This window comes from Mycobacterium sp. 360MFTsu5.1 (assembly GCF_000383495.1).
In the GTDB taxonomy this organism is placed as follows: Bacteria; Actinomycetota; Actinomycetes; order Mycobacteriales; family Mycobacteriaceae; genus Mycobacterium; species Mycobacterium mucogenicum_B.
In genome coordinates, this window is sequence record NZ_KB911462.1 from 218,967 (window position 1) to 243,347 (window position 24,381).

The window sequence follows — 24,381 nt, forward strand, 5'->3', positions numbered from 1 at the left end:
TCAGGGGCGCGCGTCCGTGGGCAGGCGATATCACGCGGGCGGCGGCACCAATTGTGTTGCGTGGTTCCTCAATACGGGAGTCGGCCGCCGTGGTGGGTGCTTCGCGCGGCGTCGAAAGCATGGGCCGCCAGGGTGTCCTCGGATGCCGGTTTCGCAACCTGCGGCACGACGTGCGACGTAGGCTGAGTAATCCGGCTCCCGAGTCGGTGTGGCGACGGCGAAAGGTGTTGGCACAGTGAAGGTGACAGTGATCGGGGCCAGTGGCCTCATCGGGACGCTCCTTGTCGATCTCCTGACGCGCGAGGGTGAGGACGTGGTCGCCGCGTCCCGGCGCTCGGGTGTCGATGTGCTCAGCGGGGCGGGCCTCGCGAAAGCCTTGACGGGCGCCGAGGCCCTCGTCGACGTCACCAACTCGCCGTCGTTCGCGGACGACGAGGTGATGGATTTCTTCGTCCGGTCGACCACCAATCTGGTGGCCGCGGCACGGGCGGCCGGGGTCGGCCACTATGTCGCACTGTCGATCGTGGGCGTCGACGAACTACCGGACAGTGGCTACATGCGGGCCAAGGTTGCGCAAGAGCGGATCATCGAGGCGTCGGGGGTGCCCTACACGATCGTGCGGGCCACGCAGTTCCGCGAGTTCGCGCAAGCGATCGTCGAGTCGATGGTTGTCGAGGCCGCCACGGATGAGGGCGACGAGCATGATGTGCGGGTGCCAGACGCGCTGATCCAGCCGATCGCGGCCGACGAAGTGGCGGCCTTCCTCGCTGAGGTCGCGATCGAGCCACCGCGTAACCACGTGGTCAACATCGGTGGGCCCGAGAAGATCCCGTTCTCCCGGCTGGCTCGCGAGGTACTGGCCATCCATCACGACGATCAGCGGGTGGTGGTCGATCCGCGGGCGAAATACTTCGGCACGACGCTGAAGAAGGACAGCCTGGTCACCGGCGACGGGGCGATGATCGCCTCGATCCCCTTCTGACCGGCCTCACGCCAGCAGCGGCGCCAATTGGGTTGCGCAGTCCTGCAACACCGGAATCTGCTTCCGCAGGAGCTGCTCCTGCTCGCCCCGTCCCGACATGGCCACCGCGGCCACCAACGTCGCGGCGGCGGACCGGACCGGCACCGCGACACACGCCGAATCGGCCCGCAGCTCCCCGGTCTGGACGGCATACCCGCGCTCCCGGACCTCGGCGAGCTGTTCGGCCAGAGCGGATTTCGAGGTGATGGTGCGGTCGGTGAGCGCCGCCGGGGTGAGGGCGAGCAGCGTCTCGGCATCGCGCTTCTCGGCGAGCAGCAGCTTGCCGACGGCGCTGGCGTGCAGGTGCCGGTTGAGCACCGATTCGTCTGCGGGCGGCGGGTATTCACCGTCGGCGTCGGCGAGACGCACCGAGGTGTTGGTGAAGTAGAACAGGTGCACCCCGAAGCGCACCGACAGCCGCAGTTCGGCCAGCGTCTCGCGGGCCTTGGTACATACGGTGGGGGAGACCGCGGCGTCGATCAGCAGGCCCATCCGCGGGCCCAGTGCGAACCCTGACAGGTCCGGCAGGCGCACGATGTAGCCGTCGGCGACAAGGAGATTCAGCAGCCGATAGGTGGTGGCCGACGGCATGGACAGGTGCTCGGCGATGTCTTTCGCGGTGACCCCCGTGCCGGCCAGCGCCACGGCCTCGAGCACCTGAAGGGCGCTCTGCACGGCTTTGGGCTGGCGACCGGACAGTGCGCCGTCGGCGGGGCTCATCGGCGCACCTCCCACGGGTTGTAGTCGGCGAACACGTCACCGGCGACGGTTTCGTCGAACACCCCGACCCGCTCGGCCAGGTCGGGGATATGCCGGCGGCGGACCAGGAACGCCGCCAGACCCAGTGCCAGCAGCGCGGAGTAGACCGCGGTGGCGATCCACACCGGTGACGCGACGGTCAGCGCGGCCCAGATGATGATGGCGATCATGGTGGCGGCGGTCGCCAGCCCCACGATCAGCGGCACGGCGGTGAGCTCGCCGATCCGGCGCAGAAATGCCGGAGTGGCCAGGCACACCAGTAGATACGCCACGATGTAGCCGTGGGCCGACACCGCCAGCAGCCCGACGAGGACGTCGCGGCTGGACTCCGCGGCGAACAGGTAGGCGACCGGAACCGCGACGATCACCGGCATCGCGACGCTGAGGGCGACGTGCGGCGTGCGATAGCGCGGGTGGGCGTGCCCCAGGGCGTCGGGCAGCAGGCCCTCGCGTCCCATCGCGAACAGCGTCCGGGACAGCGCGGTGGTGGAGCCTATGACGCACGCGATCCAGGATGCGGTGATGCCGACTTCCATGGCGACGGACAGCGCGCCGGCCAAGGTGTCGGCCGAGTCGGGGAGGGACAGCACGATGGGCGTTGACCCGGTTCGGGTCTGGATCGTGCCGGTGGTCTGCAGGACGGCGGCGAAGGTGTACAGCGCTCCCAGCGCCAGCGGCGTCCAGCGGATGGCGCGGGTGACGGTGACGAACGGGCGCTGCGCCTCGCGGGCCACGGTACTGGCGCTCTCGAAGCCCACGTATGAGGTGATGGCGAGCAGCAGGGCGAATCCCAGCGCTGAATGTGGCGCGTCCGCAATGGTTTTCGATGACGCGGCGCTACCGGTCACGGCTCCGCCGAAGGCGATCATCAACACCACCCCGGCCACGACGATCGCGAACAGCTCGACGGCCAGTGAAATGCGTGCCGACAGCCTGATGCCGCGCACCATGAGGATCAGCGCGGCGGCGCCGACCAATACGGTCAGGCCGGCGATGACGGGTTTGCCTGCCGGTACCCCGACGCGGCCCAGTAGCGTCGCCAGGTAGCTGGCCGCGCCGAGCGCGCTCGCCATCGCGGCTGCGGCGTAGCCGACGACGAGCGACCAGCCCGCCGCGATACCGGGAACCGGGCCGAGGCCTTTGACGGTATAGCTGTACAGCCCGCTCACCGCGACCATGCGGGTGGAGAACTGCGTGATGCAGTAGCCGACCGCGGTCATCATGAGCGCGGTCAGGATGAACACCGCGATCGTGGTGTGGCCGGCCGCCGGCAGGACCAGCGCGGGCAGGGTGACCATCACCGCCGACGGCGCCACCGCCGACACCGACTGCCCGAGAACCTGGGTGAACGTCAGCTGCGCACGCTGAAGCCCGGCGACCGGCGAGCGGCTCCGGATGGTTCGGGTGGGGCCCATTTGTCGGAAGGTAGCCGATCGCCGCCGACCTCGGCGGCGTTGTCGGGTAAACATCGAAAAACTTCAAATGAGAATCGGGGCGGCGCACCGTCCCGAAAGACCCCGTGACCGCATCTCATGGCCGACGCGAACTGCGATTATCGGCCGGCTCGAATGAGAATTCCGGAGCCATTTCAAATGAGAATCAGAATTCGCGAAATACCCATTCGGAATTAGCGGTGACGCGCACCACATCGGGGCGTAAACATGATTCCCATGACAGTCACGCTCAGTACGAATCTGGACCCGCGGACCGCCGATTTCATTTCCCGTCCGCAGCAGATGTACGTCGACGGACAGTGGGTCGAATCGGTGTCCGGCCGGCGGTTCGACACCGTCGACCCGGCCACCGAGCAGGTCATCACGACGGTCCCGCACAGCGGCCCCGAAGACGTCGAGCGGGCGGTGCGGGCAGCGCGCCGGGCGTTCGAGGACGGCCCGTGGCCGGCGCTGACGCCCGCCGAGCGGCAGCGGATGATCTGGCGCATCGCCGAGGGCATCACGGCCCGGGCCGATCAGTTCGCCGAAGTCGAGAGCATCGACAACGGCAAGTCCGTCGCGGTCGCGAAGGCCGTCGACGTCACCTGGGCCGCGGAGATCTTCTACTACTACGCGGGCTGGGCCACCAAGATCGAGGGCCGCACCGTCCCGGTGTCGGTGCCGTGGGCGCCGGGCGCCAAGTTCCACGCCTTCACGCTGCGTGAGCCCGTCGGTGTCTGCGCCCAGATCACCCCATGGAACTTCCCGCTGGTCATGGCCGCGTTCAAAGTCGCACCGGCCCTGGCCTGCGGGAACACCGTCATCCTCAAGCCCGCCGAGCAGACCCCACTGACCGCGGTGCTGCTCGCCGAGGTCATCGCCGAGGCCGGCGTCCCGGCCGGGGTGTTCAACCTGCTGACCGGCTTCGGTGACGTCGGCGCGGCACTCTCGGCGCACGACGGCGTCGACAAGGTCGCCTTCACCGGGTCCACCGAGGTGGGCAAGAAGATCGTCAACGCCGCGTCCGGCAACCTCAAGAAGGTCTCGCTGGAACTGGGTGGCAAGAGCCCGCAGGTGGTCTTCGCCGACGCCGATCTCGAGGCCGCGATTCCGGGCGTGGCCAGCGGATTCCTCTTCAACCACGGCCAGACGTGCACGGCCGGCACCCGGCTGCTGGTCGAGGACGCCATCTTCGACGAGTTCACCCAGGGCGTCGCCGAGCACGCCGCCGGCCTGCGGATCGGGCCCGGGCTGGACCCCACCAACGACATCGGCCCGCTGGTCTCGCGTGAGCAGCTCACCAAGGTCACCGGCTATCTCGACGACGGCATCGCGCAGGGCGCGCGGGCCCTGGCCGGTGGCGGTCGGCACGGTGACAGCGGCTTCTACGTGCAGCCCACGCTGCTGGTCGACGTGCACCGCGACTTCAACGTCTACCAGGAGGAGATCTTCGGGCCGGTCGCCGTGGCCGTGCCCTTCAACCGGGATCGTGGCGTTCGCGAAGCCGCCAACGACACGCCCTACGGGCTGGCCGCCAGCGTGTGGACGCGCGACGTCTCGACCGCGCACCGGGTGGCGCAGCAGATCAAGGCCGGCACGGTGTGGGTCAACTGCCACAACGCGTTCGACACCGCGCTGCCGTTCGGCGGATACAAACAATCGGGCTGGGGCCGCGAACTCGGCGAGGGCGCCATCGCCGAATACACCCAGACGAAAGCCATCAACATCGCGCTGTGAATTTAGGCGTCAAATGAGAATTCGCCCATTCGGCAATTCTCATTTGAACTCACTCAAGCCTTACCGCACCGCAACCAATTTACATTCAATTCCAGCGAAGGTGCTGTCATGACAACTGACGCAGTTCTCGATGCCGGTCGAAGCACCGGTGCTCAGCCCAACCGGCTGACGGGCCGCCTCGGCCCGGTGGCGATCGTGTTCATGGTCGTCGCGGCCGCCGCGCCGCTGACCGTCGTCGCCGGCACCTTCCCGATCGGCATCTCCGCCGGCAACGGGGCGGCCTACCCGGGGTCGTACGTGATCTGTACCGCGGTGCTGCTGCTGTTCGCGGTCGGCTTCACCGCCATGGCCCGGCACATCACGGGTGCCGGCGCGTTCTACACCTACATCGCCCACGGCTTCGGCCGGCATGCCGGGCTCGGCGCCGCGTTCCTGGCGCTGCTGTCGTACACCGCCGTCCAGGTCGGGGTGTACGGCTACATCGGTGCGTCCATCAACGAGCTCGTCACCGCCCATGGCGGACCCGCCGTGCCGTGGTACCTCTACGCGCTGTTGATGATGGCGGTCACCGGGTTCCTGGGTTACCGGCACATCGAGCTGTCGGGCAAGGTGCTCGGTGTCCTGCTGGTGTGCGAGGTCGGCATCGTGCTGGTGATCAACGCCGCCGTCATCGGACATGGCGGCGCGCAAGGGCTTTCGACGGCGGTGCTGCACTCGGGCAACTTCTTCTCCGGGGCGCCGGGCATCGCCCTGATCTTCGCGCTGGCCGGCTACATCGGTTTCGAGGCGACGGCGGTGTTCCGCGACGAGGCCCGCGACCCGGTGCGGACCATCCCGCGGGCGACGTACGCCGCGCTGCTGCTGATCGGTGGTTTCTACGCGCTGAGCAGCTGGGCGCTCGTCAGCGCGTGGGGTGACGCCGGTGCGGTCGACGAGGCGACGAAGAACCCCGCGACCATGCTCACCGAGACCGCGACCCACTACGTCGGTGCGGTGGCCGGCGACCTGGTCCAGATCTTCTTGATCACAAGCCTTTTCGCGGCACTGCTGTCCTTCCACAATGTGCTGGCCCGCTACATCTTCTCGCTCGGCAACAGCCGGGCGCTGCCCGAGCGCTGCGGCCGCTCGCACCCGCGGCACGACTCCCCGCACATCGCCTCGTTCGCGCAGACCCTCTCGGCGCTGGTGCTGGTCGCGGCGTCGGTCCTGGCCGGGCTGGACCCGGTGACGCAGGTGTTCACCTGGTTCGTCGGCGCCGCCTCGGTGGGCATCGTGGTGCTGATGACGCTGACGTCCGCGGCCGTCGTCGTCTACTTCCGCCGTACCCGGCTGGACACCCGGCCATGGCACACCGTCGTCGCACCGAGCCTCGGATTCGCCGGTCTGGCAGTCCTTTCGGTGATGACGGCGATCAACCTGCCGCTGCTGGTCGGCGGCTCCGGAACCTTGGCCGCGATCATCGGCGTCCTGCTGGTCGGTGCCTTCGCCGGCGGCATCGTGGTCGCGCTGATGCGGCCGCACGCCGGAACTCAACACAACGAAAACCCTGATATCGCAAAGGAGATCGCACGATGACTGCCACTATTGAACCTCAGGTGACCACAGTTCCGGACCACCCGCTCACCCCGCTGAGCGCCGACGAAATCCGCGCGGCACGCCGCATCGTCGACGCGCACGGCCTGCTCGGCGACAGCGTCCGCTTCGTGTTCGTCGCACTGGAGGAGCCGCACAAGAGCGAGGTGCTGGCCTTCCGCCCCGGCGACGCCATGGACCGGCGCGCCCGGGTGCTGCTGCTCGACCGGGCCACCGGCCAGGGCTCCGATCTGGTGGTGTCGGTGACCGAGGGCCGCGTCGTCAGTGAGGTGGCGATCGACAGCACCCGCGACGGCCACGTGCCGATCCTGGACCAGGAGTTCGAGGACATCGAGGCGTTCCTGCTCGACTGTCCCGAATGGATCGAGGCCATGACGAAGCGCAAGCTGAATCCGACTGACGTGCGGGCGGTTCCGCTGTCGGCCGGCGTCTTCGGCCACGAGGACGAGGTCGGCCGGCGCATCGTCCGCGTGCTGGCGTTCTACCAGTACGACGCGGCCGACCTGCCCTGGGCGCACCCGATCGACGGCGTCGTCGCCTACGTCGACCTCACGGGCCGCAAGGTGGTCAAGGTGATCGACGAGATCGAGCTGCCGCTGCCCACCGAACGCGGCGAGTGGGATGCCGCGCCACATGCCGTCCCAGCCCGCACCGACCTCACGCCCATCGAGATCACCCAGCCCGAGGGCGCGAGCTTCACGGTCGACGGCAACCAGATCACCTGGGCCGACTGGTCTTTCCGCTTCGGCTTCGACGTCCGTGAGGGACTGACGCTGCACCAGCTGTCGATCGACGGGCGGCCGGTGGTGTACCGCGCGTCCATCGCCGAGATGGTGGTGCCCTATGCCGATCCGTCGCCGGTCCGCTACTGGCAGAACTACTTCGACCAGGGTGAGTACCTGTTCGGCCGCTACACCAACGCCCTCGAACTGGGCTGTGACTGCCTCGGTGAGATCAAGTACTTCGACGTCACCATCGCCGATGAGAACGGCGAGCCCAAGTTGATGAAGAACGCGATCTGCCTGCACGAGGAGGACTACGGCGTGCTGTGGAAGCACACCGACATGTTCAATGGCATGGCCGAGGTCCGGCGGTCGCGGCGGCTGGTCATCTCGTTCTTCTTGACCATCGGCAACTACGACTACGGCTTCTACTGGTACCTGTACCTCGACGGCACCATCGAGTTGGAGGCCAAGGCCACCGGCATCGTCTTCGCGTCGGCTTACCGTGGACCGGAGGGCTTTTCGACCGAGATGGCACCGGGCCTGGGCGCGCCGTTCCACCAGCACATGTTCTCCGCTCGTCTGGACATGGCGGTCGACGGACTGACCAACACCGTCGAAGAAGTGGACGCAGTCGGTGTCCCGATGGGCCCGGAGAACCCGTGGGGCAACGCATTCCGCCCGCAGAAGACCAAGCTGACGCACGAGCTCGAAGCCATGCGGACCGCCGACAACCTGAAGGCCCGGGTCTGGCACATCACCAACCCCACCAAGCAGAACCGGCTGGGCCAGAACGTCGGCTACGCGCTGCACCCGGAGGGCCAGCCCACTCTGCTGGCCGACCCGTCGAGCTCCATCGCCAAGCGCGCCGCCTTCGCGACCAAGCACCTGTGGGTGACGAAATACGATCCGGCAGAGCGGTATCCGGCCGGCCAGTTCGTCAACCAGCATCCCGGTGATGCCGGCCTGCCGTCGTACGTCGCGCAGGACCGCAACATCGAAGGGGAGGACATCGTGGTCTGGCACACCTTCGGGCTGACGCACTTCCCTCGGCCCGAGGACTGGCCCGTGATGCCGGTGGATTACGCCGGATTCAAGCTCAAGCCGGTCAGCTTCTTCGATCGCAACCCGGCGCTGAATGTGCCGCCCTCGCCGAAGAAGTCGCACTGCTGCAACGGCTGAGCGGGAAATGAGCTGCCGGGCCTGGTCACCCCCGAAGACCAGGCCCGGCTTTCCGTTGTCGGGGGCTGTTCAGCGGTTGGACAGCCCGGAAAGCCGCCACGCCAACTGATTTCGCACGGCGGGAACGCGGCCCGCCAATCCGATCGCCAGGTTGCGGATCGGACGCACCGGCGCCGGCAAGGTGGCCAGCCGCGTCAGCCGGTCGGTCAGGGTCACCACTTGCTGCGCCAGGGGACGCCGGGTCGCGCTGTATTCGTCGAGAACACCGTCGCGCCCCGTCGCCAAAGCCGTTGCCAGCGCCTGACTCAACGCGAGGGCGTCCTGGATGCCCAGGTTCATGCCCTGTCCGCCAGCGGGGCTGTGGACGTGGGCGGCGTCGCCGGCGAGCAGGACCCGCCCGGCACGGTAGCTGTCGGCGACCCGGTGGTGAACCCGGAACCGGGAGCCCCACTCGACGCCGGTCACCGTCACCCGGCCGGGCCCGAAGGCGCGCGTGTCGAGCAGGTTCTGGACGAAGGCGACGGACGGTTCCTCGGGCGCCGAGTCGACGGGTGCCACGATCCGGTAGGTGCCGCCGGGCAGCGGCGCGACGACCGTCAGCCCGGTGGACGCCCAGAACAGGATCACCTCGTCGTCGGTCACGTCGCCGCTGAGGTGGACATCGGCGAGGGCGAACGACTGCCCGTACTGCCCGCCGCTGAACCCGATTCCGGCCTGCTCCCGCACGACGCTGTGCATGCCGTCGGCGCCGACGAGGTACCGCGCTCGGATGACGTCGCCGTCCTCGAATTGCGCCGTGACGCCGAGGGCATCCTGCCTGACGCCGGTCAGGGTCTTCGGCCGGATGACCTTGCCGCCGAGCTCGGCCAGACGGTCGAGCAGCACCTGCTCGGTGGTGCACTGCGGCACCATCAGGCTGTAGGGGTAGCGGGTCGGCAGCGTGCTGAAGTCGACCGGGATCAGGGTCTTGTGGCCATCGCGGATGGTGAACCGCGGCGCCGGAATGCCCAGCTCAACCAGGCGTTCGGACACACTCAGTTCTTCGAGCACCTCCAGCGTGCGGGCGTTCACCACCGCTGCGCGCGAGGTGTTGGCGCCCGCGGCCAGGCGGTCGACCACCAGGGCGTCGACACCCCGGGCCTGTAGCGCCGCGGCGAGGGCCAGTCCGGTGGGGCCGGCTCCGACGATCAGCGCATCGGTGTCAGTCATCTGCGTCTCCTTCCGCGTATGCCAACAGTTGTTGGCATAGCCATGGTTACGCGTTTCGGTGCCGAAGTCAACAGGTGTTGGCATACAGTTGTTGGCATGCGCAGATCGTCAGAAGAGACCAAGGCCGTGATCCTGGCCGCCGCCCGGGAGCGGTTCGCCACGACCGGCTACCAGGCGGCGACCATCAGGGCCATCGCCGCCGACGCGCACATCGACCCGTCGATGGTGATGCGCTACTTCGGCAACAAGGACCAATTGTTCGCCGCAGCAGCCGAATTCGACCTGCGCTTCCCCGACCTGTCAGGCGTCCCGAAGACCGAACTCGGCGCGGCGCTGGTCACGCATTTCCTCGATCGCTGGACGCAGGACGAGGGGCTGATCGTGCTGCTGCGCTCGTCGACCACGAATGCCGATGCGGCGCAGCGCATGCAGAGCATCTTCGCCGACCAGCTGCGGCCCGCCATCGCGCGGCTCGAGCCCACCGATCCCGCGCGGTGCGCCGGACTGATCGCCACGCAGGTGCTCGGCATGGCGATGTGCCGGTTCGTGCTGAAGCTGCCGCCCATCGTCGCGATGAGCGACGGCGACCTCGTCCACTGGCTCGCGCCGACGCTGCAGCGCTATCTCGACGAGGCGTGATCAGCTGTCGGGGACGCCGATCCGCCGATAGCGCTGCAGCCGCACCCCGAGCCGCTGTGCCGCGGGCACGGTGTGCAGCGCGTGCAGTTCGGCGGCGATGGCGGCAGACATCCGCTCGGTGAACCCGGCCGGGTCGTCGGCGGCGTCGACTTCCTCGGGCACGATGACGTCGACGATGCCGGCCTTGAGTAGATCCGCAGACCGAACCCCTTGCGCGGCAGCAAGTTCCGGCGCATGGTCGACGTCGCGGTAGACGATGGCGCTGGCGCCTTCCGGCGGCAGGGGAGCCAGCCAGCCGTTCTGGGCCGCCAGTACCCGGTCGGCCGGCACCATCGCCAGCGCGGGCCCGCCGCTGCCCTGACCCAGCAGCACAGACACCGTCGGCGTATCGAGCGTGACGAGTTCGGCGAGGCACAACGCGATCTCCCCGGCGAGCCCGTCCTCCTCGGCCTGCTGCGACAGCGCGGGCCCGGCGGTATCGATCACCAGCACCAGCGGCAGCTGCAAACCCGCCGCCAGCGCCATGCCGCGGCGGGCCTCCCGCAGCGCGCGCGGCCCGACGAGGCCGCCGATCACCCGGCGCTGACCGACCACCACGGCGGGCTGCCCGCCGAACCGCGCCAGCGCCAGCAGCGTCGTCCCCGATTCGCCGCGGCCGGTCCCGGACAGCAGCACCCGGTCCGTCGACCCGTGCGCCAGCAGGTAGTCCACGCCCGGCCGGTCCGCGCGCCGCGACGCCTCCACCGACTCCCACGCCGGCACCTCAGCGATTTGTGCACGATTTTCCGCGCCCACCGCGGATTTTCGTGCACAAATCCCTGGGGCGGGTGGGTCGGAGACCACCGTCAGCACGCGATCGACGACGCCGCGCAGCTTGTCCAGCGGCACCACGCTGTCGATCACGCCATGGGCGAACAGGTGCTCGGCGGTCTGCACCCCCTCGGGGAACGGCTCGCCGTACAGGTGCTCGTAGACCCGCGGCCCGAGGAACCCGATGAGCGCGCCGGGTTCGGCGGCCGTGAGGTGCCCGAGCGATCCCCACGACGCGAACACCCCGCCGGTCGTCGGGTGCCGTAGGTACACGAGGTACGGCAGGTGCGCCTTCTTGTGCAGCTCGACGGCCGCGGCGATCTTCACCATCTGCAGGAACGCGACGGTGCCCTCCTGCATGCGCGTCCCGCCGGACGACGGCGAGGCGATCAGCGGCAATCCGAGCGCCGTCGCGCGCTGTACGGAAGCGGTGATCCGCTCGGCCGCGGCCACCCCGATGGAGCCGGCGAGGAAGTCGAATTCGCAGGCCACCACCGCCACGCGCCGGCCGGAGACGGTGCCCTCGCCGGTCAGGACGGACTCATCGAGCCCCGTGCGCAGCGTCGCGTCGGCCAGTTCGGCGCGGTAATCGTCGGTGACGGCCACCTCCAGGGGCGGTCCGTCCCAGCTGCGGAACGATCCGTCGTCGAGGATGGCGTCGAAGAACTGACGGGCTCCGGTCCGACTCACCCGGGTCAGGCTAGTCGGCTACCGCCGGGCCCCGGTCCACACTTCGTCGTTTCGCGTCCGGCGCCGGGCCTCGGCGGCCTGATCCTTGACCCACATGTCTTCGAACCGCTGTCCCGCCGGTTCTCGGTGCAGCCGATTCATCGCCCGGCTCAGCCACTTCGGCGGGGTGGCCGGCTCGTACATCGGCAGCGCCGAGGCCAGGGAGTACAGCGTCTTCAACACCACGAACACCCCGAACATCCGGGCGGGGGAGTTGGTCACCGCGGCGGCGAATATGCCGAAGATCAGCGCGAGATGCACCACGCCGACCCGCCCGAAGCTCCGGTTGGCGGTCTGCTCGAGCAGCCCGAACGACCAGCGGCGCAGGTACGGCACATCCACCAGGAAATCGACCGCGACGATGACGAGCATCTGCAGGCAGCCGATGCCCGCGCTACGCCAGTCTAGGCCGACGAGCTCGGCGTTCCCGTTGTGCGTGAGGATCAGCAGGATCACCGCGATGAAGACGCCGTGCGCCGCGCAGAACACCGCGTTGATGAAGAAGAACCCCTTGATGAAAGAGCCGGGCTTGCCCTGGGCCTCGATTGCTCCTCGCGTGCGCACCGGACCTTTCGACTGCGGCGCTTCGTACCGGAAATGGCCGCGGCGCGGATTCCACCGCTGCTGCAGGACGCCGCGGGCGTACATGAACAGCAGTCCGACGACGGTCTCGAACCAGTAGACGATCAACGTCGTCGCCGCGGACCACTCCTGCGTGAACCAGCCGACCGCGGGAATCGCGTTGGCCGCGACGAGCGTCAACACATGGGCGAACTGATTCGCCCGGGGTTGTTCAGGCGCAGTGGGCGGCACGCGCCAATCGTCGCACCTGAGCACCGGCGGTACTGCGCAACGCGGCGCGACGCTCGGTCGTCGCACCGCCTAGGCTGGCCCAATGATCGGAGTGACCCGGGACGGCAATGTCCTGACCCTGGAAATGCAGCGCCCCGAGCGGCGCAACGCGCTGAACGCCGCGCTCGTCGACGGCGTCCGCGAAGAAATCGAGAAGGCCTCGCCGTCGGACACCCGCGCGATCGTGCTGACCGGGCAGGGCACCGTGTTCAGCGCCGGCGCCGACCTGTCCGACGCCGAGGGTGTGGCCAAGGAACTGCCGGACAAGGCGCTGGCCCTGAACCTGGCGATCGACGCCAGCCCGATCCCGATCATCGCGGCACTCAACGGCCCCGCGATCGGCGCCGGCGTCATCCTGGCCATGATCTGCGACCTGCGGGTCGCCGCGCCGGGTGTGTTCTTCCAGTTCCCCATCGCCAAATACGGCCTGGCCCTCGACAACTGGAGCATCCGCCGGCTGACGTCCCTCGTCGGCCACGGCCGCGCCCGCGCCATGCTGCTCGCCGCCGAGCGTCTCGAGCTGGAGACCGCGCTGCAGACCGGCATGGTCAACCGCACCGGCTCGCTGGCCGACGCGCAGGCCTGGGCCGCCGAGATCGCCGGCTACGCGCCGCTGTCGCTGGCACACTCCAAGCGCGTGCTCAACGACGACGGTGCCTACGACACCGTCCGCGGCGAACACACCCGCATGTTCAACAAGGCCTGGGCCAGCCCGGACGTGATCGAGGCGCAGGTGGCCCGGTTCGAGAAGCGGGCGCCGAGGTTCCAGGGCGCCTGATGCTGCGACGGGCACTGCGGCTGATGTGGGGAACGGCGGCGCTGGTAGCCGGAGGCTGGGTGGTGCGGGCGCTCAATGGGGCGCCCGCCGCGCTCGGCGCCGGCCCCGTGGACATCAACGCGGTGGCGGCCAACTCGCCCAACTATCACGACGGGGTGTTCGTCAACCTCGAGCCGCCGTCCGGCACCGAGCTGAGCCGGGAGCAGCAGGCCGGGCTGGTGCGGGAACTGCTGACCAGCAGCGCCGTGCAGCGCCCGCCCATGCCCATCCCGCTGGTGGTCCCCGATCCCGGTCTCCCGGCCGGGGATCTCGCGGTCACGTGGTACGGGCATTCCTCGGCGCTGATCGAGATCGACGGCTACCGCGTGCTGGCCGACCCGGTCTGGAGCCGACGGTGCTCACCGTCGCGCCGGGTGGGTCCGCAGCGGCTCCATGAGGTGCCCGCGCCGCTTGAGGCGCTGCCGGCTGTCGACGCGGTGATCATCAGCCACGACCATTACGACCACCTCGACATCGACACCGTCACGCAGCTGGCCAGCATGCAGCGGGCCAAGTTCTTCGTGCCGCTCGGCATCGGCGCGCACCTGCGGTGGTGGGGCATCCCGGCCGAGCGCATCGTCGAACTCGACTGGAACCAGAGCGCCAAGCTCGGCGAGCTGACCCTCGTCTGCACCCCGGCCCGGCACTTCTCGGGACGCTTCCTGACCCGCAACACCACGCTGTGGGCGTCGTGGGCGTTGATCGGCCCGCAGCACCGGGCGTTCTTCGGCGGCGACACCGGCTACACCAAGAGCTTCGGAGACATCGGCGCCGACTACGGGCCGTTCGATCTGACCCTCATGCCCATCGGTGCGTACCACCCGGGCTGGCCGGACATCCACATGAACCCCGAGTTCGCGGTGCGGGCGCATCGCGATGTGACCGACAGCGGCCTGCTGGTGCCGATCCACTGGGCGACGTTCCGGCTGGCGCCGCACCCGTGGTCCGAGCCGGTCGAGCGCATGATCATCGCCGCGCGCGACGAATCGGTGGACGTGGCCGTGCCGATGCCGGGCCAACGGGTGGAGCCGGCCCGGCTGCCGGGCCTCGATGAGTGGTGGCGGCCGTCTCAATAGCGATTTGTGCACGATTTTCCGTGCCTGCCGCGGATTTTCGTGCACAAATCCCGACTTCGTGGGGGAATGAAGCGTGACTGTCGACGATCCGGAACGCAGCGTGACGACGGATCTCAGCGGTCTGTCGGATGCCGACGTCGCCCAGCGCGTCGCCGCCGGCCAGACCAACGACGTCCCGACGCGCGCGGCCCGCAGCGTCTCGGAGATCATCCGCGCCAACGTCTTCACCCGGATCAACGCGATCCTCGGGACGCTGTTCCTGATCGTGCTGGCGACGGGCTCGGTGATCAACGGGCTGTTCGGGCTGCTGATCGTCGCCAACAGCGCCATCGGCATCATCCAGGAGCTGCGGGCCAAACAGACGCTCGACCGGTTGGCGATCGTCGGGCAGGCAAAACCGTTGGTGCGCAGGCAGTCCGGCACAGAGGAGCGCCCGGCCGGCGAGGTGGTGCTCGACGACGTCATCGAACTCGGTCCGGGTGATCAGATCGTGGTCGACGGAATCGTGCTGGAAGCTGCCAACCTCGAAGTCGACGAGTCGCTGCTCACCGGCGAGGCCGACCCCATCGACAAGGGCACCGGTGACACCGTCATGTCGGGCAGCTTCGTGGTCGCCGGGAGCGGTTCCTACCGTGCGACCAAAGTCGGCCGCGCGGCATACGCCGCCCAATTGGCCGCCGAGGCAAGCAAATTCACCCTGGTGAAGTCCGAGCTGCGCAGCGGCATCAACACCATCCTGCGGTTCATCACCTACCTGCTGTGGCCGGCCGGTGCGCTGATCATCTACACCCAGCTGTTCACCGTCACGGGCGTGGGCTGGAAGGAGTCCGTGCTGCGGACCGTCGGTGCCCTGGTGCCGATGGTGCCCGAAGGCCTGGTGCTGATGACGTCGCTGGCGTTCGCCGTCGGCGTGGTGCGGCTGGGCCGGCGGCAGTGCCTGGTGCAGGAGCTGCCGGCCATCGAAGGCCTGGCCCGCGTCGACGTGGTGTGCGCTGACAAGACCGGAACGCTGACCGAAAACGGTATGCGGGTAAGCGATCTGAGCACCTTCACGGCCTCGGACGGCACCGTCGCGGCTTCCGACGTCTTGGCGCAGATGGCGGCCGACGACGTCCGGCCCAACGCCAGCATGGCCGCCATCGCCGAGGCGTACAAACTGCCGCCGGGCTGGACCCAGACCGCGAACGCGCCGTTCAAATCGGCGACGAAATGGAGCGGGGTGTCCTACGGCGAGCACGGCAACTGGGTGCTCGGTGCGCCCGACGTCCTGCTCGCCGCCGGTTCACCCGAAGCCGAGCAGGCCGAACAGATCGGCGCCCAGGGCCTGCGGGTGCTGCTGCTCGGTTCCTCGGACCGGCCGGTCGACGCACCCGACGCGCCCGGTGAGGTGACGCCCGCTGCGCTGGTGACCCTCGAGCAGCGCGTCCGTCCCGACGCCGGGGAGACGCTGGAGTACTTTGCGCAGCAACATGTCTCGGTGAAGGTGATCTCCGGCGACAACGCGGTATCGGTGGGCGCGGTGGCCGGATCGCTCGGACTGCACGGCGAGACCCTGGATGCCCGTCACCTCCCGGACAATCCGGAGCAGCTGGCCGAAACCGTCAGCGAATACACGACTTTCGGCCGCGTGCGGCCGGACCAGAAGCGCGCCATGGTGCATGCCCTGCAGTCCCGTGGTCACACCGTCGCGATGACCGGCGACGGCGTCAACGATGTGCTGGCCCTCAAGGACGCCGACATCGGCGTCGCGATGGGGTCGGGCAGTTCCGCGACGCGGGCCGTCGCGCAGATCGTCTTGCTGGACAACAAGTTCGCCACGCTGCCCTATGTGGTGGGGGAGGGTCGCCGCGTCATCGGCAACATCGAGCGGGTCTCGAACCTGTTCCTCACCAAGACCGTGTACTCGGTGCTGCTCGCCGTGCTCGTGGGGCTGGCGGGCCTGTCCGCCCGGTTCTTCGGCACCGAGCCGGTGCTGTATCCGTTCCAGCCCATTCACGTCACCATCGCGGCGTGGTTCACCATCGGTATTCCGGCGTTCGTGCTGTCGCTGGCGCCGAACAATGAACGGGCACACCACGGTTTCGTGCGCCGGGTGATGACGGCCGCGCTGCCGTCGGGCCTGGTGGTGGGTGCCGCGACGTTCGTCTCGTACCTGCTGGCCTACCACGGGAAGTACGCGGACGAGGTCCAGCAGAACCAGGCGTCCACCGCCGCGCTGATCACGCTGCTGGTATCGGCGGTGTGGGTGCTGGCGGTGGTGGCACGGCCGTACCAGTGGTGGCGCGTCGCGCTGGTCGCGGCGTCGGCGTTGGCGTACGTGGTGATTTTTTCGATTCCCTGGGCGCAGCAACAGTTCATGCTCGATCCGTCGAACCTGGCGCTGACCTCGGCGGCCGTCGGAATCGGGCTGGTGGGCGCCGGTGCGATCGAGGTGCTGTGGTGGCTGCAGGGCCGCTGGCTGGGCGAGCCGCGACGGTTGTGGCGAACCGATGAGCAATGAAGAATGAGCACGTTCACCGGACAATCCGGCAATAGATAGGGTGGGAATCATGGGATTTCTGGACAAGGTGAAGGACCTGGCGGCGCAGAACGCCGACAAGGTCGAGGCCGCTATCGAGAAGGTCGGCGACATCGTCGACGAGAAGACCGAAGGCAAGTTCAAGGGCGTTGTCGACAGCGCTCAGGAGGCGGCGAAGAAGGCCGTCGCAGGGGACCAGCCTGCCGCTGAGGCTCCTGCCGAGGGGACGCAAGAACAGCAGTAGTCATGGCAAAGCTCGCAAGTTCCATCGAAGTACCGCTGTCGCCCGATAAGGCCTGGGAGGCAGCGTCGGACCTCTCCCGGTATGACGACTGGCTCTCCATCCACCGGATGTGGCGCAGCCCGTTGCCCGAGACCTTGGGGAAGGGCACGCAGATCTCGTCCGTCGTCGAGGTCAAGGGCATGCTGAACCGGGTCGACTGGACCATCGTGCACTACAACCCGCCGGGATCGTTGACCCTCAACGGTGTCGGCAAGGGTGGGGTCCGGGTCAAGCTGATGGCCAAGATCACGCCGGCCGAAGCGGGTTCGAACGTGGCGTTCGACATCCACCTCGGCGGTCCGGCTCTGTTCGGCCCCATCGGCATGGTGGTGGCGGCCGCACTGCGGTCCGACATCCACCACTCGCTGGAGAAGTTCAAAGCGCTGTTCGCATCGGTGTAGACCCCGTCCAGCGCGCGGAGAAGGTGGCGAGAATTTTTCGGATTCTCGCCACCTTCTTCATGTTGAGGCCGCCGCGATGAGTTTTCTGCGGAGTGCTTGTCTGTATCGGTGACCACCCCGTCACTCGTCTAGGGAGAACATCATGGCCACTCGTACTGCAACCCCGCTGGGCGCGCCCGTCTGGATCGACCTCGCCACCTCGGATGTGGCCGGCGCCCAGGCGTTCTACCGCACGGTGCTGGGTTGGGACTACGAAAATCCGGGGCCCGATTACGGCGGCTACATCAACGCCCGGCGCGACGGCCGCTACGTCGGCGGCATGATGGCGAGCGACCCGGCGTGGAACGCGCCCGACGCCTGGACCGTGTACCTGCACACCGCTGACATCCAGGCCACCATCGACGCTGCGGTCGCCGCCGGTGCCACCAACTGCATCCCGGCCATGGAGGTGCCCGAGAAGGGCTGGATGGCCATGCTGACCGACCCGACGGGCGCCTTCTTCGGGCTGTGGCAGCCGACCGGACACCAGGGCTTCGAGGCCTACGAGGAGCCCGGCGCCCCGGTGTGGTTCCAGCTCACCACGACCGACTTCGCCAAGGCCACCGAGTTCTACACGACGGTGTTCGGCTGGCAGCTGCAGGTCGAGGCCGACAGCCCCGAATTCCGCTACAGCAACGCCATCTTCGACGGCGAGCCGCTGATCGGCGTGATGGACGGCTCCGTCATTCCCGGCTTCGACCGTTCCACGTGGAACGTCTTCCTCGGCAGCGACGACGTCGACAAGACCATCGAACTGATCACCGCCAACGGCGGCTCCGTCGTGCGCGCCGCCGAGGACACCCCGTACGGCCGGCTGGCGGCGGTCACCGATCCGACGGGCGCCGCGTTCAACCTGTCGTCGATAAAGGGCTGACGCCGAGCGTGAAGTAGATGGCGAGGATGCTCGCCATCTACTTCACGTCGGTCGCTGCTCGATCTCGGACCCGCTCAGCGACTCCTGGCAGTGGTCGCAGGCCAGCTCGGCGTGGAATTCGTTGGCGCACCGCCAGTGGGTGACGAGCACTGCCGGGCCCTCGGGCGTGGCGAACCAGCGCTGCGCCCAGTCGAGAGCGGTGACGATGATGGGCAGCACCGCACGGCCCTTCTCGGTGAGGCGGTATCGCCCGTCGTTGACCGCCAGCACGTCGTTGGCCACCAGGATCTGCAGCCGGTCGGTCAGTGATCCCGGTGGGGCGCCGAGTTGATCGGCGAAATCGGTGAATCGGGTAGTTCCCACGAACGCGGCCACCATGATCGCGAACGACCACCGATTGCCGAGGATGCTCATGGTCTGCGGGAACAGCTCGGCCTGGCCGCCGCGGTCGCCGTGGGAGCGCCGCCGGGTCGCGGACACCGGCATGGAGCGGGGCCACGATCCGCTCGGACCCCATTGCGCGACAAGGCTCTTCTCGTCGGCGAGGCTGCCGCAGGCACGGCAGGTCAGTGCGGGGGAGAAGGTGTGCCCGCAGAGGGTGTGCCGCATGGCGGGCAGGCTGTGTTCGGGCACCCACCGGCTTTCCCACGCCCAGATCGATACCAGCACCGGCCACAGCGACCGGCCGCGTCCCGTGAGCCGGTACTCGTGTCGGGGCGGATTCGACTGGTATTCAACACGGTTCAGCAGCCGGGCGTCGGTCATCATGGCGAGCCGCCGGCTGAGCACCGCATGGGAGATCGGCAGGCGCGCAGCGAACTCGGCGTACCGGGTGGCGCCCAGCGCGGCCTGCTGTGCGATCAGCAGGGTCCACTCGTCGCCGAGCAGGCCGAGCATCCGGCCGACGGCGTTGACATCCGGGCCGGGCGCCATCAGTCGCGCCAGCGCCGCAGCTCCGAGCCGGCGGCCCAGGTCGAATGCGTGCCGCTCGATACCCTTTCGGGCAGTTGGAGTTTGCACACCGGGCCGTCGGCGACCCGCGCGGCGTCGAACACCAGGCAATAGGACTCGTCGGCGTTCATGTCGGTGGTGATGGTGACCAGGTAGCCGTCGTCCTCGCCGGTACTGCCGACACGCGGTGCCATGGCCGTCTCGCTGCCGAACACCCCGTCTTCGAACGCGAACCGCTGTTCGGATCCCGTGTGCAGATCGTGCCGGACCAGACCGTCGAACAGGAACCAGCCGGGTTTTCCCGTCGCGGCGTAGACGTAGCGGTAGTCGCGGCCGGCGTTGGCGGCGTTGATCATGCCGAATTCGGTGATGCTGTCGGACAATTGCTCTTCGCGAGTCTGTCCGGTGGTGAGGTTGAACCGCCAGCGATGCAGCCGGGTCTGCATCCCGTCGAGCGACAGGCCGCGAAAGATGTGCTGCCACTTGCGATCCATGCCGTTGTCGCTGCCCGCGCTCGGGGCGGGCTCGCCCTGGAAGAACCCGTCGAGCACGATTTCGTCACCGTCCTCGTAGGCATTGGTGAAGTGCAGGACATAGGTGCTCTCCGCCTCGAACCACCGCACCTCGTCGGGTGTGCCGCGCCGGGGCAGGACCGCGAACCGCGACGGGACATCGCGGTGCAGCCGTGGGATGTGCGCGTTCTGTTTGAGCAGTTCGGCATCCCAGAACAACGGAAAGTCGTTGAGGATCACGAAGTTATCGGTGAACGCCATGTCGTGCGGCAGTCGCGGTCCGGGCAGTTCGACGTCGACGTAGTGCACCAGCGTGTTGGTGGCGTCGACAACTCCGTAGTGCAGGTACGGCGTCTGCTTGCCGTAGTTGAAGAAGAGCAGTTCGCCGGTACGGTCGTCGGACTTCGGGTGCGCGGATACCCCGAGGCCGGTGGGGAAGCTGCCGCGCCAGTCCTCCTTGCCGAGGTTGTCGCCGGTGTACGGGTCGATGCGATACAGGTCGCCACACTGATAGAAACTGGTGAGGGCCGTGCCGCGATGCACCGTCACGTCGGTGCTCGAGGCATCCTTCATGAAGGTGCGGGCGCCCCAACCGTGGTCCCGCTGGGCCAACTCGACCGGCTCGGCGATGCCCGGCCACAACGGACCACCTGCCTCGATCTCGGCGAGCAGCCCATCGGTGCGGACGAATCTGTTGCGGTAGAAGGCTTTTCCATCCCGGAAGCCCACGATGTGCAGCATCCCGTCGCCGTCGAACGGATGGTAGAACTTGAACGCCGGATGCAACGGGTTCTCGGTGTTGCGCAGGTATACGCCGTCCAGGTCGGCGGGAATCTCGCCGGCAACGGCCTCCAGATCGTCGGCGTCCCACTCCGTTGTCTGCGGGCGCCAGGCTCCGGTGCGGTACGGGTGGTCGTCGTCTTCCGGCAGGGTGGACAGGTACTTGGCGACGACGTCGGTGTTCATGAAGCCTCCCGGGCCGACCCGATGACAAAGCTGACGGTGGTGGCGGTACTGCCGCCGAAGTTCAAGGTGCCGAACGTCTTCGCACCCTCGACCTGATAGTCGCCCGCAGTGCCGCTGACCTGTTTGGCGGCGTCGAGCAGCATCCGGACCCCGGAGGCGCCGACCGGATGTCCGCCGCCGATCAGGCCTCCGCTGGGATTGACCGGCAGCCGACCACCGATCTCGATTTCGCCGTTCTCGATGGCTTTCCACGATTCGCCCGGGCCCGTCAGGCCCAGGTGGTCGATCGCCAGATACTCGCTGGGCGTGAAGCAGTCGTGCACCTCGACGCCATCGAGGTGGTCGAGGCCGACCCGTGCCCGCTCGAAGGCATCGAGGACGGCGCGGCGCACGTGCGGCAGGACGTACGGGTCGGCGGCGGCGCGGGTGAGCTTCTGCCGCAACCCCAGTCCGACGGTGCGGTGGCCCCAGCCGGCGATGCGGGCGATGGGCCGGACCGTGGGGTGATTGCGCCGGAAGTTGTCGTTCACGAGGACGACGGCGGCGCCGCCGTCGGTCATCTGGCTGCAGTCCAGCCGCCGGATGCGGCCTTCGACAGGCGGATTGGACGCCGGATCGACGGACCAGGACCGTGTCTGGGCGTTCGGGTTGCGCTTGGCGTTGGCGTAGTTCAGGGCGGAGATGGCGTCGAGATGGCGGTCGTCGAGGCCGTAACGGCGGTCGTATTCGTCGGCGACGAGGCTGAACATGTACGGCCACATGAATTGTGCGTCCCTGCCCTCGTGGCCGGCCCATGCCGCGGCGCCGAGATGCTGTGCGGCGGTATCCCCGGGCACCGTCTTCTCCAGTTCGACGCCGAGAACGAGCGCGCTGTCATAGGTGCCGGAGCGCAGATCGGCCATGGCGGCGAGGGTCGCCACGCCGCCCGATGCGCACGCGGCCTCGTGCCGGGTGGCCGGGGTCTCCCAGAACTCCTCGTCGATGGTCGCGGGCATCGCGCCGAGGTGACCTTGTGCGGTGAACATCTCGCCGAAGGCGTTCGCGACGTGGATGACCCCGATATCCGCGGCCCGCACCTCGGCAACGGTCAAGGTTTCGCGGACCACCTCCGCGGTCAGGCCGGCGAAGTCCACACCTTCTCGGTGCAGGTTACGGGCGAAATCACTCTGGTAGCCGCCCAGGATCCAGACGTCCATTCCGGGCACGTTACTACAACTAAGAGAGTGACTGAACCCTCGGGCGAAACGGGCCGAAAAAGTTCGGAAAAACTGTCCCGATCCGGCCCGCCGGGTGCTCCTACCTACATGAACATTCACTGGCGGCACCAGCACGCCGCGACTATCACCGATGGGCCGACCTACGAGATCGTCGACCAGCTCCACGATCGCCACGCTGTCGGCGTCACCGCGGACCGTGTCGCGGCGACGGTGGCGGGCTGGCTCGCCGAACTGGATGTGCAGAGCCCGTTGACCGACGAACTCGCCCGCGCGACGCAGCGCGGTGACTGGCCCACCACCCACACCATCTGCGACCAGCTGTCCATCGACCTGATGATCGCGGCCTGACGGTGGCGCTACGGCGTCCGCTGGCCGGTGAGCAGCGTCTCGATCAACTCGCGGTACGGGCCGACCAGGTACGCGGTGTCGCCGGCGCACAGCTGGGCGTCGCGCCGCGGTCGCTGCAGCGTGGTGCCCGCCCGTGCGATGGCGATGACCCGGATCTGCGTCGGCACTTCGCCCATCCGCATGCCGTCGAGCGCGCTACCCGCATCGACGTGGACGCCGCCTACCGTGAACGACTGCTGGCCCACCGAGAAGGTGCCCAGCACCTGTAGTCCCATCGCCGCGCCGACGAACCACGGGGCCGCCAGCTCGACCGTCGACCGGACGTGCGCGAACCCGAAGCGCCCCGCGACCGCCGCCCCGAGGGTGCGGTCGTAGATGCGCAACACCAGCGGGACGTCGGGCCGGTCGATCTCCGGCAGCACCCGGGGACTGAGCATCTCGCGCAGCACGATGCCGGTCTCGATGTTGACCATGTCGTCCTGCGTCAGCACCGCGACGGCGCGCGCCCGGTCCAGCCGGGCCAGCTCCAGCGTCTGCCGCAGGGTGGCGTCGCCGAAGATCACCGGGACGTCCAGTTGGGCGGCCTGCGCCAGGAACCGGTTGGACTCGTCACGTTCGATGACGGCGACGTCGTAGCCGGCCGCAGCCAGGTCGCTGACCACCCGGATACCGAACGAGCCGAGGCCCACCACGACGATGTGGTTGCGCAGATGCTGCACCCGCCGGCGCCCGGACGAGTTGCCGAGCCGACGGGACAGCAGCGCGTCGGCGACGAACGCGACCAGGATCGCGGTGGTGGTGACGCCGGCGAACATGAGCCCGATGCCCCACAGCCGCAACCAGGTTGGTTGATGCATGAAGCTGAAGTCGCCGTAGCCGACCGTCGCGATGGTCTCGGTGGAGAAGTACAGCGCATCGATCCAGCTCATGCCGGCCGGGTTGTGATACGCGAAGCGCAGCAGCACCGTCGACCCGAGCAGCAGCGACATGGACGTGCCGAGGGCCCACCAGAAGATGGGGTTGATGTCGTCGCGCATGACGCGCAGCGTGTCGATCCCGCGCCGCGGCCATGGGCGGTGGGTTCGGTTGCTCAACGGGCGCGGCACGGTGATGCCGGCGTCGGCGAGTTCGTCGGCGGTGCCGATCATGGCGGTCCAGTCGCCGGCGCGCACCTCGAAATCCCTACCGGGACAGGGTGTCACCTCGCCGGGTGAGTCCGAGTTCTCACCGCGGACGACGGCGACGGGCGCCAGGTCGCCGAACATCTCCCGCAGCGTGGCGTCGCGCGGGGCGTCGGTGCCGGAGATGACGTAGTCGACGCCGGCCACCGAGATGGTGTGGGTGGTGCGGGCCAGGCAGGCCTCCACGACCGACGGTGCGGCCAGGTCGGCGACGTCGAGCACCGCGCCCGGACCGTTGTCCTGCGCCACCGCGGCGCGCAGCACGCTGTTGGCCAGCCGCGTCACCACCCGGACGGTGGGGTTGAGTTCCCTTGCCAGCAGCGCTATTTCGAGGTTGACGGCATCGTCGTCACCGGCGCAGACGATCGCGGCGGCGCTGGTGACGATGGCCGCCTTGAGGCCGGCGGGTTCGTGGATCGTCACGACGGTGGCGCCCGCCGTCTGCAACCCCTCGGTGATCCGGTTGGCCAGCGCGTCGGTGCCGCAGACAATGACGTGCCCTTGCATGTGCC

Annotated in this window: 21 protein-coding genes; 12 read left to right on the plus strand and 9 right to left on the minus strand. The window is 68.4% G+C overall.

The window, feature by feature from the left end:
- The first annotated feature begins 235 nt into the window (after window positions 1–235).
- Entirely contained in the window at window positions 236–982 is a 747-nt protein-coding gene (locus H289_RS0101195; RefSeq protein WP_020098925.1) for an SDR family oxidoreductase, read from the plus strand.
- 6 nt (window positions 983–988) lie between these two features.
- Here H289_RS0101195 and H289_RS0101200 read toward each other — a convergent pair whose 3' ends face one another.
- Together H289_RS0101200 and H289_RS0101205 are read right to left on the minus strand one after the other, a co-directional pair.
- Entirely contained in the window at window positions 989–1,741 is a 753-nt protein-coding gene (locus tag H289_RS0101200) for an IclR family transcriptional regulator (RefSeq protein WP_020098926.1), read from the minus strand.
- Window positions 1,738–3,195 (minus strand): APC family permease, encoded by a 1,458-nt coding sequence (locus H289_RS0101205; RefSeq protein ID WP_020098927.1) that lies wholly within the window; start codon window positions 3,193–3,195, stop codon window positions 1,738–1,740. The genes H289_RS0101200 and H289_RS0101205 overlap by 4 nt, the downstream gene beginning before the upstream one ends.
- A gap of 255 nt (window positions 3,196–3,450) precedes the next feature.
- Between H289_RS0101205 and H289_RS0101210 the strand changes: the two genes are divergently transcribed.
- The 3 genes from H289_RS0101210 to H289_RS0101220 all read left to right on the plus strand — a co-directional run bounded on the left by H289_RS0101210 (window position 3,451) and on the right by H289_RS0101220 (window position 8,447).
- Window positions 3,451–4,950, plus strand: coding sequence for an aldehyde dehydrogenase family protein (locus tag H289_RS0101210; protein WP_029104654.1), 1,500 nt, complete (start codon window positions 3,451–3,453; stop codon window positions 4,948–4,950).
- A 108-nt stretch (window positions 4,951–5,058) separates the two neighbouring features.
- Complete coding sequence (locus tag H289_RS0101215) at window positions 5,059–6,525, plus strand: APC family permease (protein WP_020098929.1); 1,467 nt, start codon at window positions 5,059–5,061, stop codon at window positions 6,523–6,525.
- A complete protein-coding gene (locus H289_RS0101220; RefSeq protein WP_051128363.1) occupies window positions 6,522–8,447 on the plus strand; it encodes a primary-amine oxidase in 1,926 nt (641 codons plus the stop codon). The genes H289_RS0101215 and H289_RS0101220 overlap by 4 nt, the downstream gene beginning before the upstream one ends.
- 69 nt (window positions 8,448–8,516) lie before the next feature.
- Here H289_RS0101220 and H289_RS0101225 read toward each other — a convergent pair whose 3' ends face one another.
- Window positions 8,517–9,656: an FAD-dependent monooxygenase gene (locus H289_RS0101225; RefSeq protein ID WP_020098931.1), complete on the minus strand. Its 1,140-nt coding sequence runs from the start codon at window positions 9,654–9,656 to the stop codon at window positions 8,517–8,519.
- Between the two features lie 96 nt (window positions 9,657–9,752).
- On the opposite strand from H289_RS0101225, the gene H289_RS0101230 reads away from it, so the two are divergent.
- Window positions 9,753–10,295 (plus strand): TetR/AcrR family transcriptional regulator, encoded by a 543-nt coding sequence (locus tag H289_RS0101230; protein WP_020098932.1) that lies wholly within the window; start codon window positions 9,753–9,755, stop codon window positions 10,293–10,295.
- Here H289_RS0101230 and H289_RS0101235 read toward each other — a convergent pair whose 3' ends face one another.
- Window positions 10,296–11,795, minus strand: a complete 1,500-nt coding sequence (locus H289_RS0101235) for a carboxyl transferase domain-containing protein (RefSeq protein WP_020098933.1) — start codon at window positions 11,793–11,795, stop codon at window positions 10,296–10,298.
- 18 nt (window positions 11,796–11,813) lie between these two features.
- Window positions 11,814–12,647: a DUF6498-containing protein gene (locus tag H289_RS0101240; protein ID WP_029104656.1), complete on the minus strand. Its 834-nt coding sequence runs from the start codon at window positions 12,645–12,647 to the stop codon at window positions 11,814–11,816.
- 82 nt (window positions 12,648–12,729) lie between these two features.
- Here H289_RS0101240 and H289_RS0101245 point away from each other — a divergent pair, with 82 nt between their 5' ends.
- From H289_RS0101245 to H289_RS0101270, 6 genes are all read left to right on the plus strand, one after another.
- Window positions 12,730–13,464, plus strand: coding sequence for an enoyl-CoA hydratase (locus H289_RS0101245; RefSeq protein ID WP_020098935.1), 735 nt, complete (start codon window positions 12,730–12,732; stop codon window positions 13,462–13,464).
- On the plus strand, window positions 13,464–14,579 hold the full coding sequence (locus H289_RS0101250; RefSeq protein ID WP_020098936.1) for an MBL fold metallo-hydrolase: 1,116 nt from the start codon (window positions 13,464–13,466) through the stop codon (window positions 14,577–14,579). Before H289_RS0101245 ends, H289_RS0101250 begins: the two co-directional genes overlap by 1 nt.
- Before the next feature lie 100 nt (window positions 14,580–14,679).
- Window positions 14,680–17,079: an HAD-IC family P-type ATPase gene (locus H289_RS0101255; protein ID WP_029104657.1), complete on the plus strand. Its 2,400-nt coding sequence runs from the start codon at window positions 14,680–14,682 to the stop codon at window positions 17,077–17,079.
- A gap of 49 nt (window positions 17,080–17,128) precedes the next feature.
- Entirely contained in the window at window positions 17,129–17,341 is a 213-nt protein-coding gene (locus tag H289_RS0101260; protein WP_020098938.1) for an antitoxin, read from the plus strand.
- A 2-nt stretch (window positions 17,342–17,343) separates the two neighbouring features.
- The gene (locus H289_RS0101265) at window positions 17,344–17,781 is read left to right on the plus strand and encodes a type II toxin-antitoxin system Rv0910 family toxin (RefSeq protein WP_020098939.1); all 438 of its coding nucleotides are present in this window, start codon (window positions 17,344–17,346) and stop codon (window positions 17,779–17,781) included.
- A gap of 142 nt (window positions 17,782–17,923) precedes the next feature.
- On the plus strand, window positions 17,924–18,694 hold the full coding sequence (locus H289_RS0101270; RefSeq protein ID WP_020098940.1) for a VOC family protein: 771 nt from the start codon (window positions 17,924–17,926) through the stop codon (window positions 18,692–18,694).
- 42 nt (window positions 18,695–18,736) lie between these two features.
- Here the strand turns inward: H289_RS0101270 and H289_RS0101275 are convergent, their stop codons facing one another.
- The 3 genes from H289_RS0101275 to H289_RS0101285 are packed head-to-tail and all read right to left on the minus strand — an operon-like array spanning window position 18,737 to window position 22,319.
- Window positions 18,737–19,627 (minus strand): winged helix-turn-helix transcriptional regulator, encoded by an 891-nt coding sequence (locus H289_RS0101275; protein ID WP_020098941.1) that lies wholly within the window; start codon window positions 19,625–19,627, stop codon window positions 18,737–18,739.
- Complete coding sequence (locus H289_RS0101280) at window positions 19,627–21,123, minus strand: carotenoid oxygenase family protein (RefSeq protein WP_020098942.1); 1,497 nt, start codon at window positions 21,121–21,123, stop codon at window positions 19,627–19,629. The genes H289_RS0101275 and H289_RS0101280 overlap by 1 nt, the downstream gene beginning before the upstream one ends.
- Complete coding sequence (locus H289_RS0101285; protein ID WP_020098943.1) at window positions 21,120–22,319, minus strand: acetyl-CoA acetyltransferase; 1,200 nt, start codon at window positions 22,317–22,319, stop codon at window positions 21,120–21,122. The genes H289_RS0101280 and H289_RS0101285 overlap by 4 nt, the downstream gene beginning before the upstream one ends.
- Window positions 22,320–22,427: 108 nt before the next feature.
- Here H289_RS0101285 and H289_RS0101290 point away from each other — a divergent pair, with 108 nt between their 5' ends.
- Window positions 22,428–22,688 (plus strand): Rv2628 protein family, encoded by a 261-nt coding sequence (locus tag H289_RS0101290; RefSeq protein ID WP_020098944.1) that lies wholly within the window; start codon window positions 22,428–22,430, stop codon window positions 22,686–22,688.
- Window positions 22,689–22,696: 8 nt separating this feature from the next.
- Here the strand turns inward: H289_RS0101290 and H289_RS0101295 are convergent, their stop codons facing one another.
- Window positions 22,697–24,376 (minus strand): NAD-binding protein, encoded by a 1,680-nt coding sequence (locus H289_RS0101295; protein WP_020098945.1) that lies wholly within the window; start codon window positions 24,374–24,376, stop codon window positions 22,697–22,699.
- Between the last annotated feature and the right edge of the window lie 5 nt (window positions 24,377–24,381).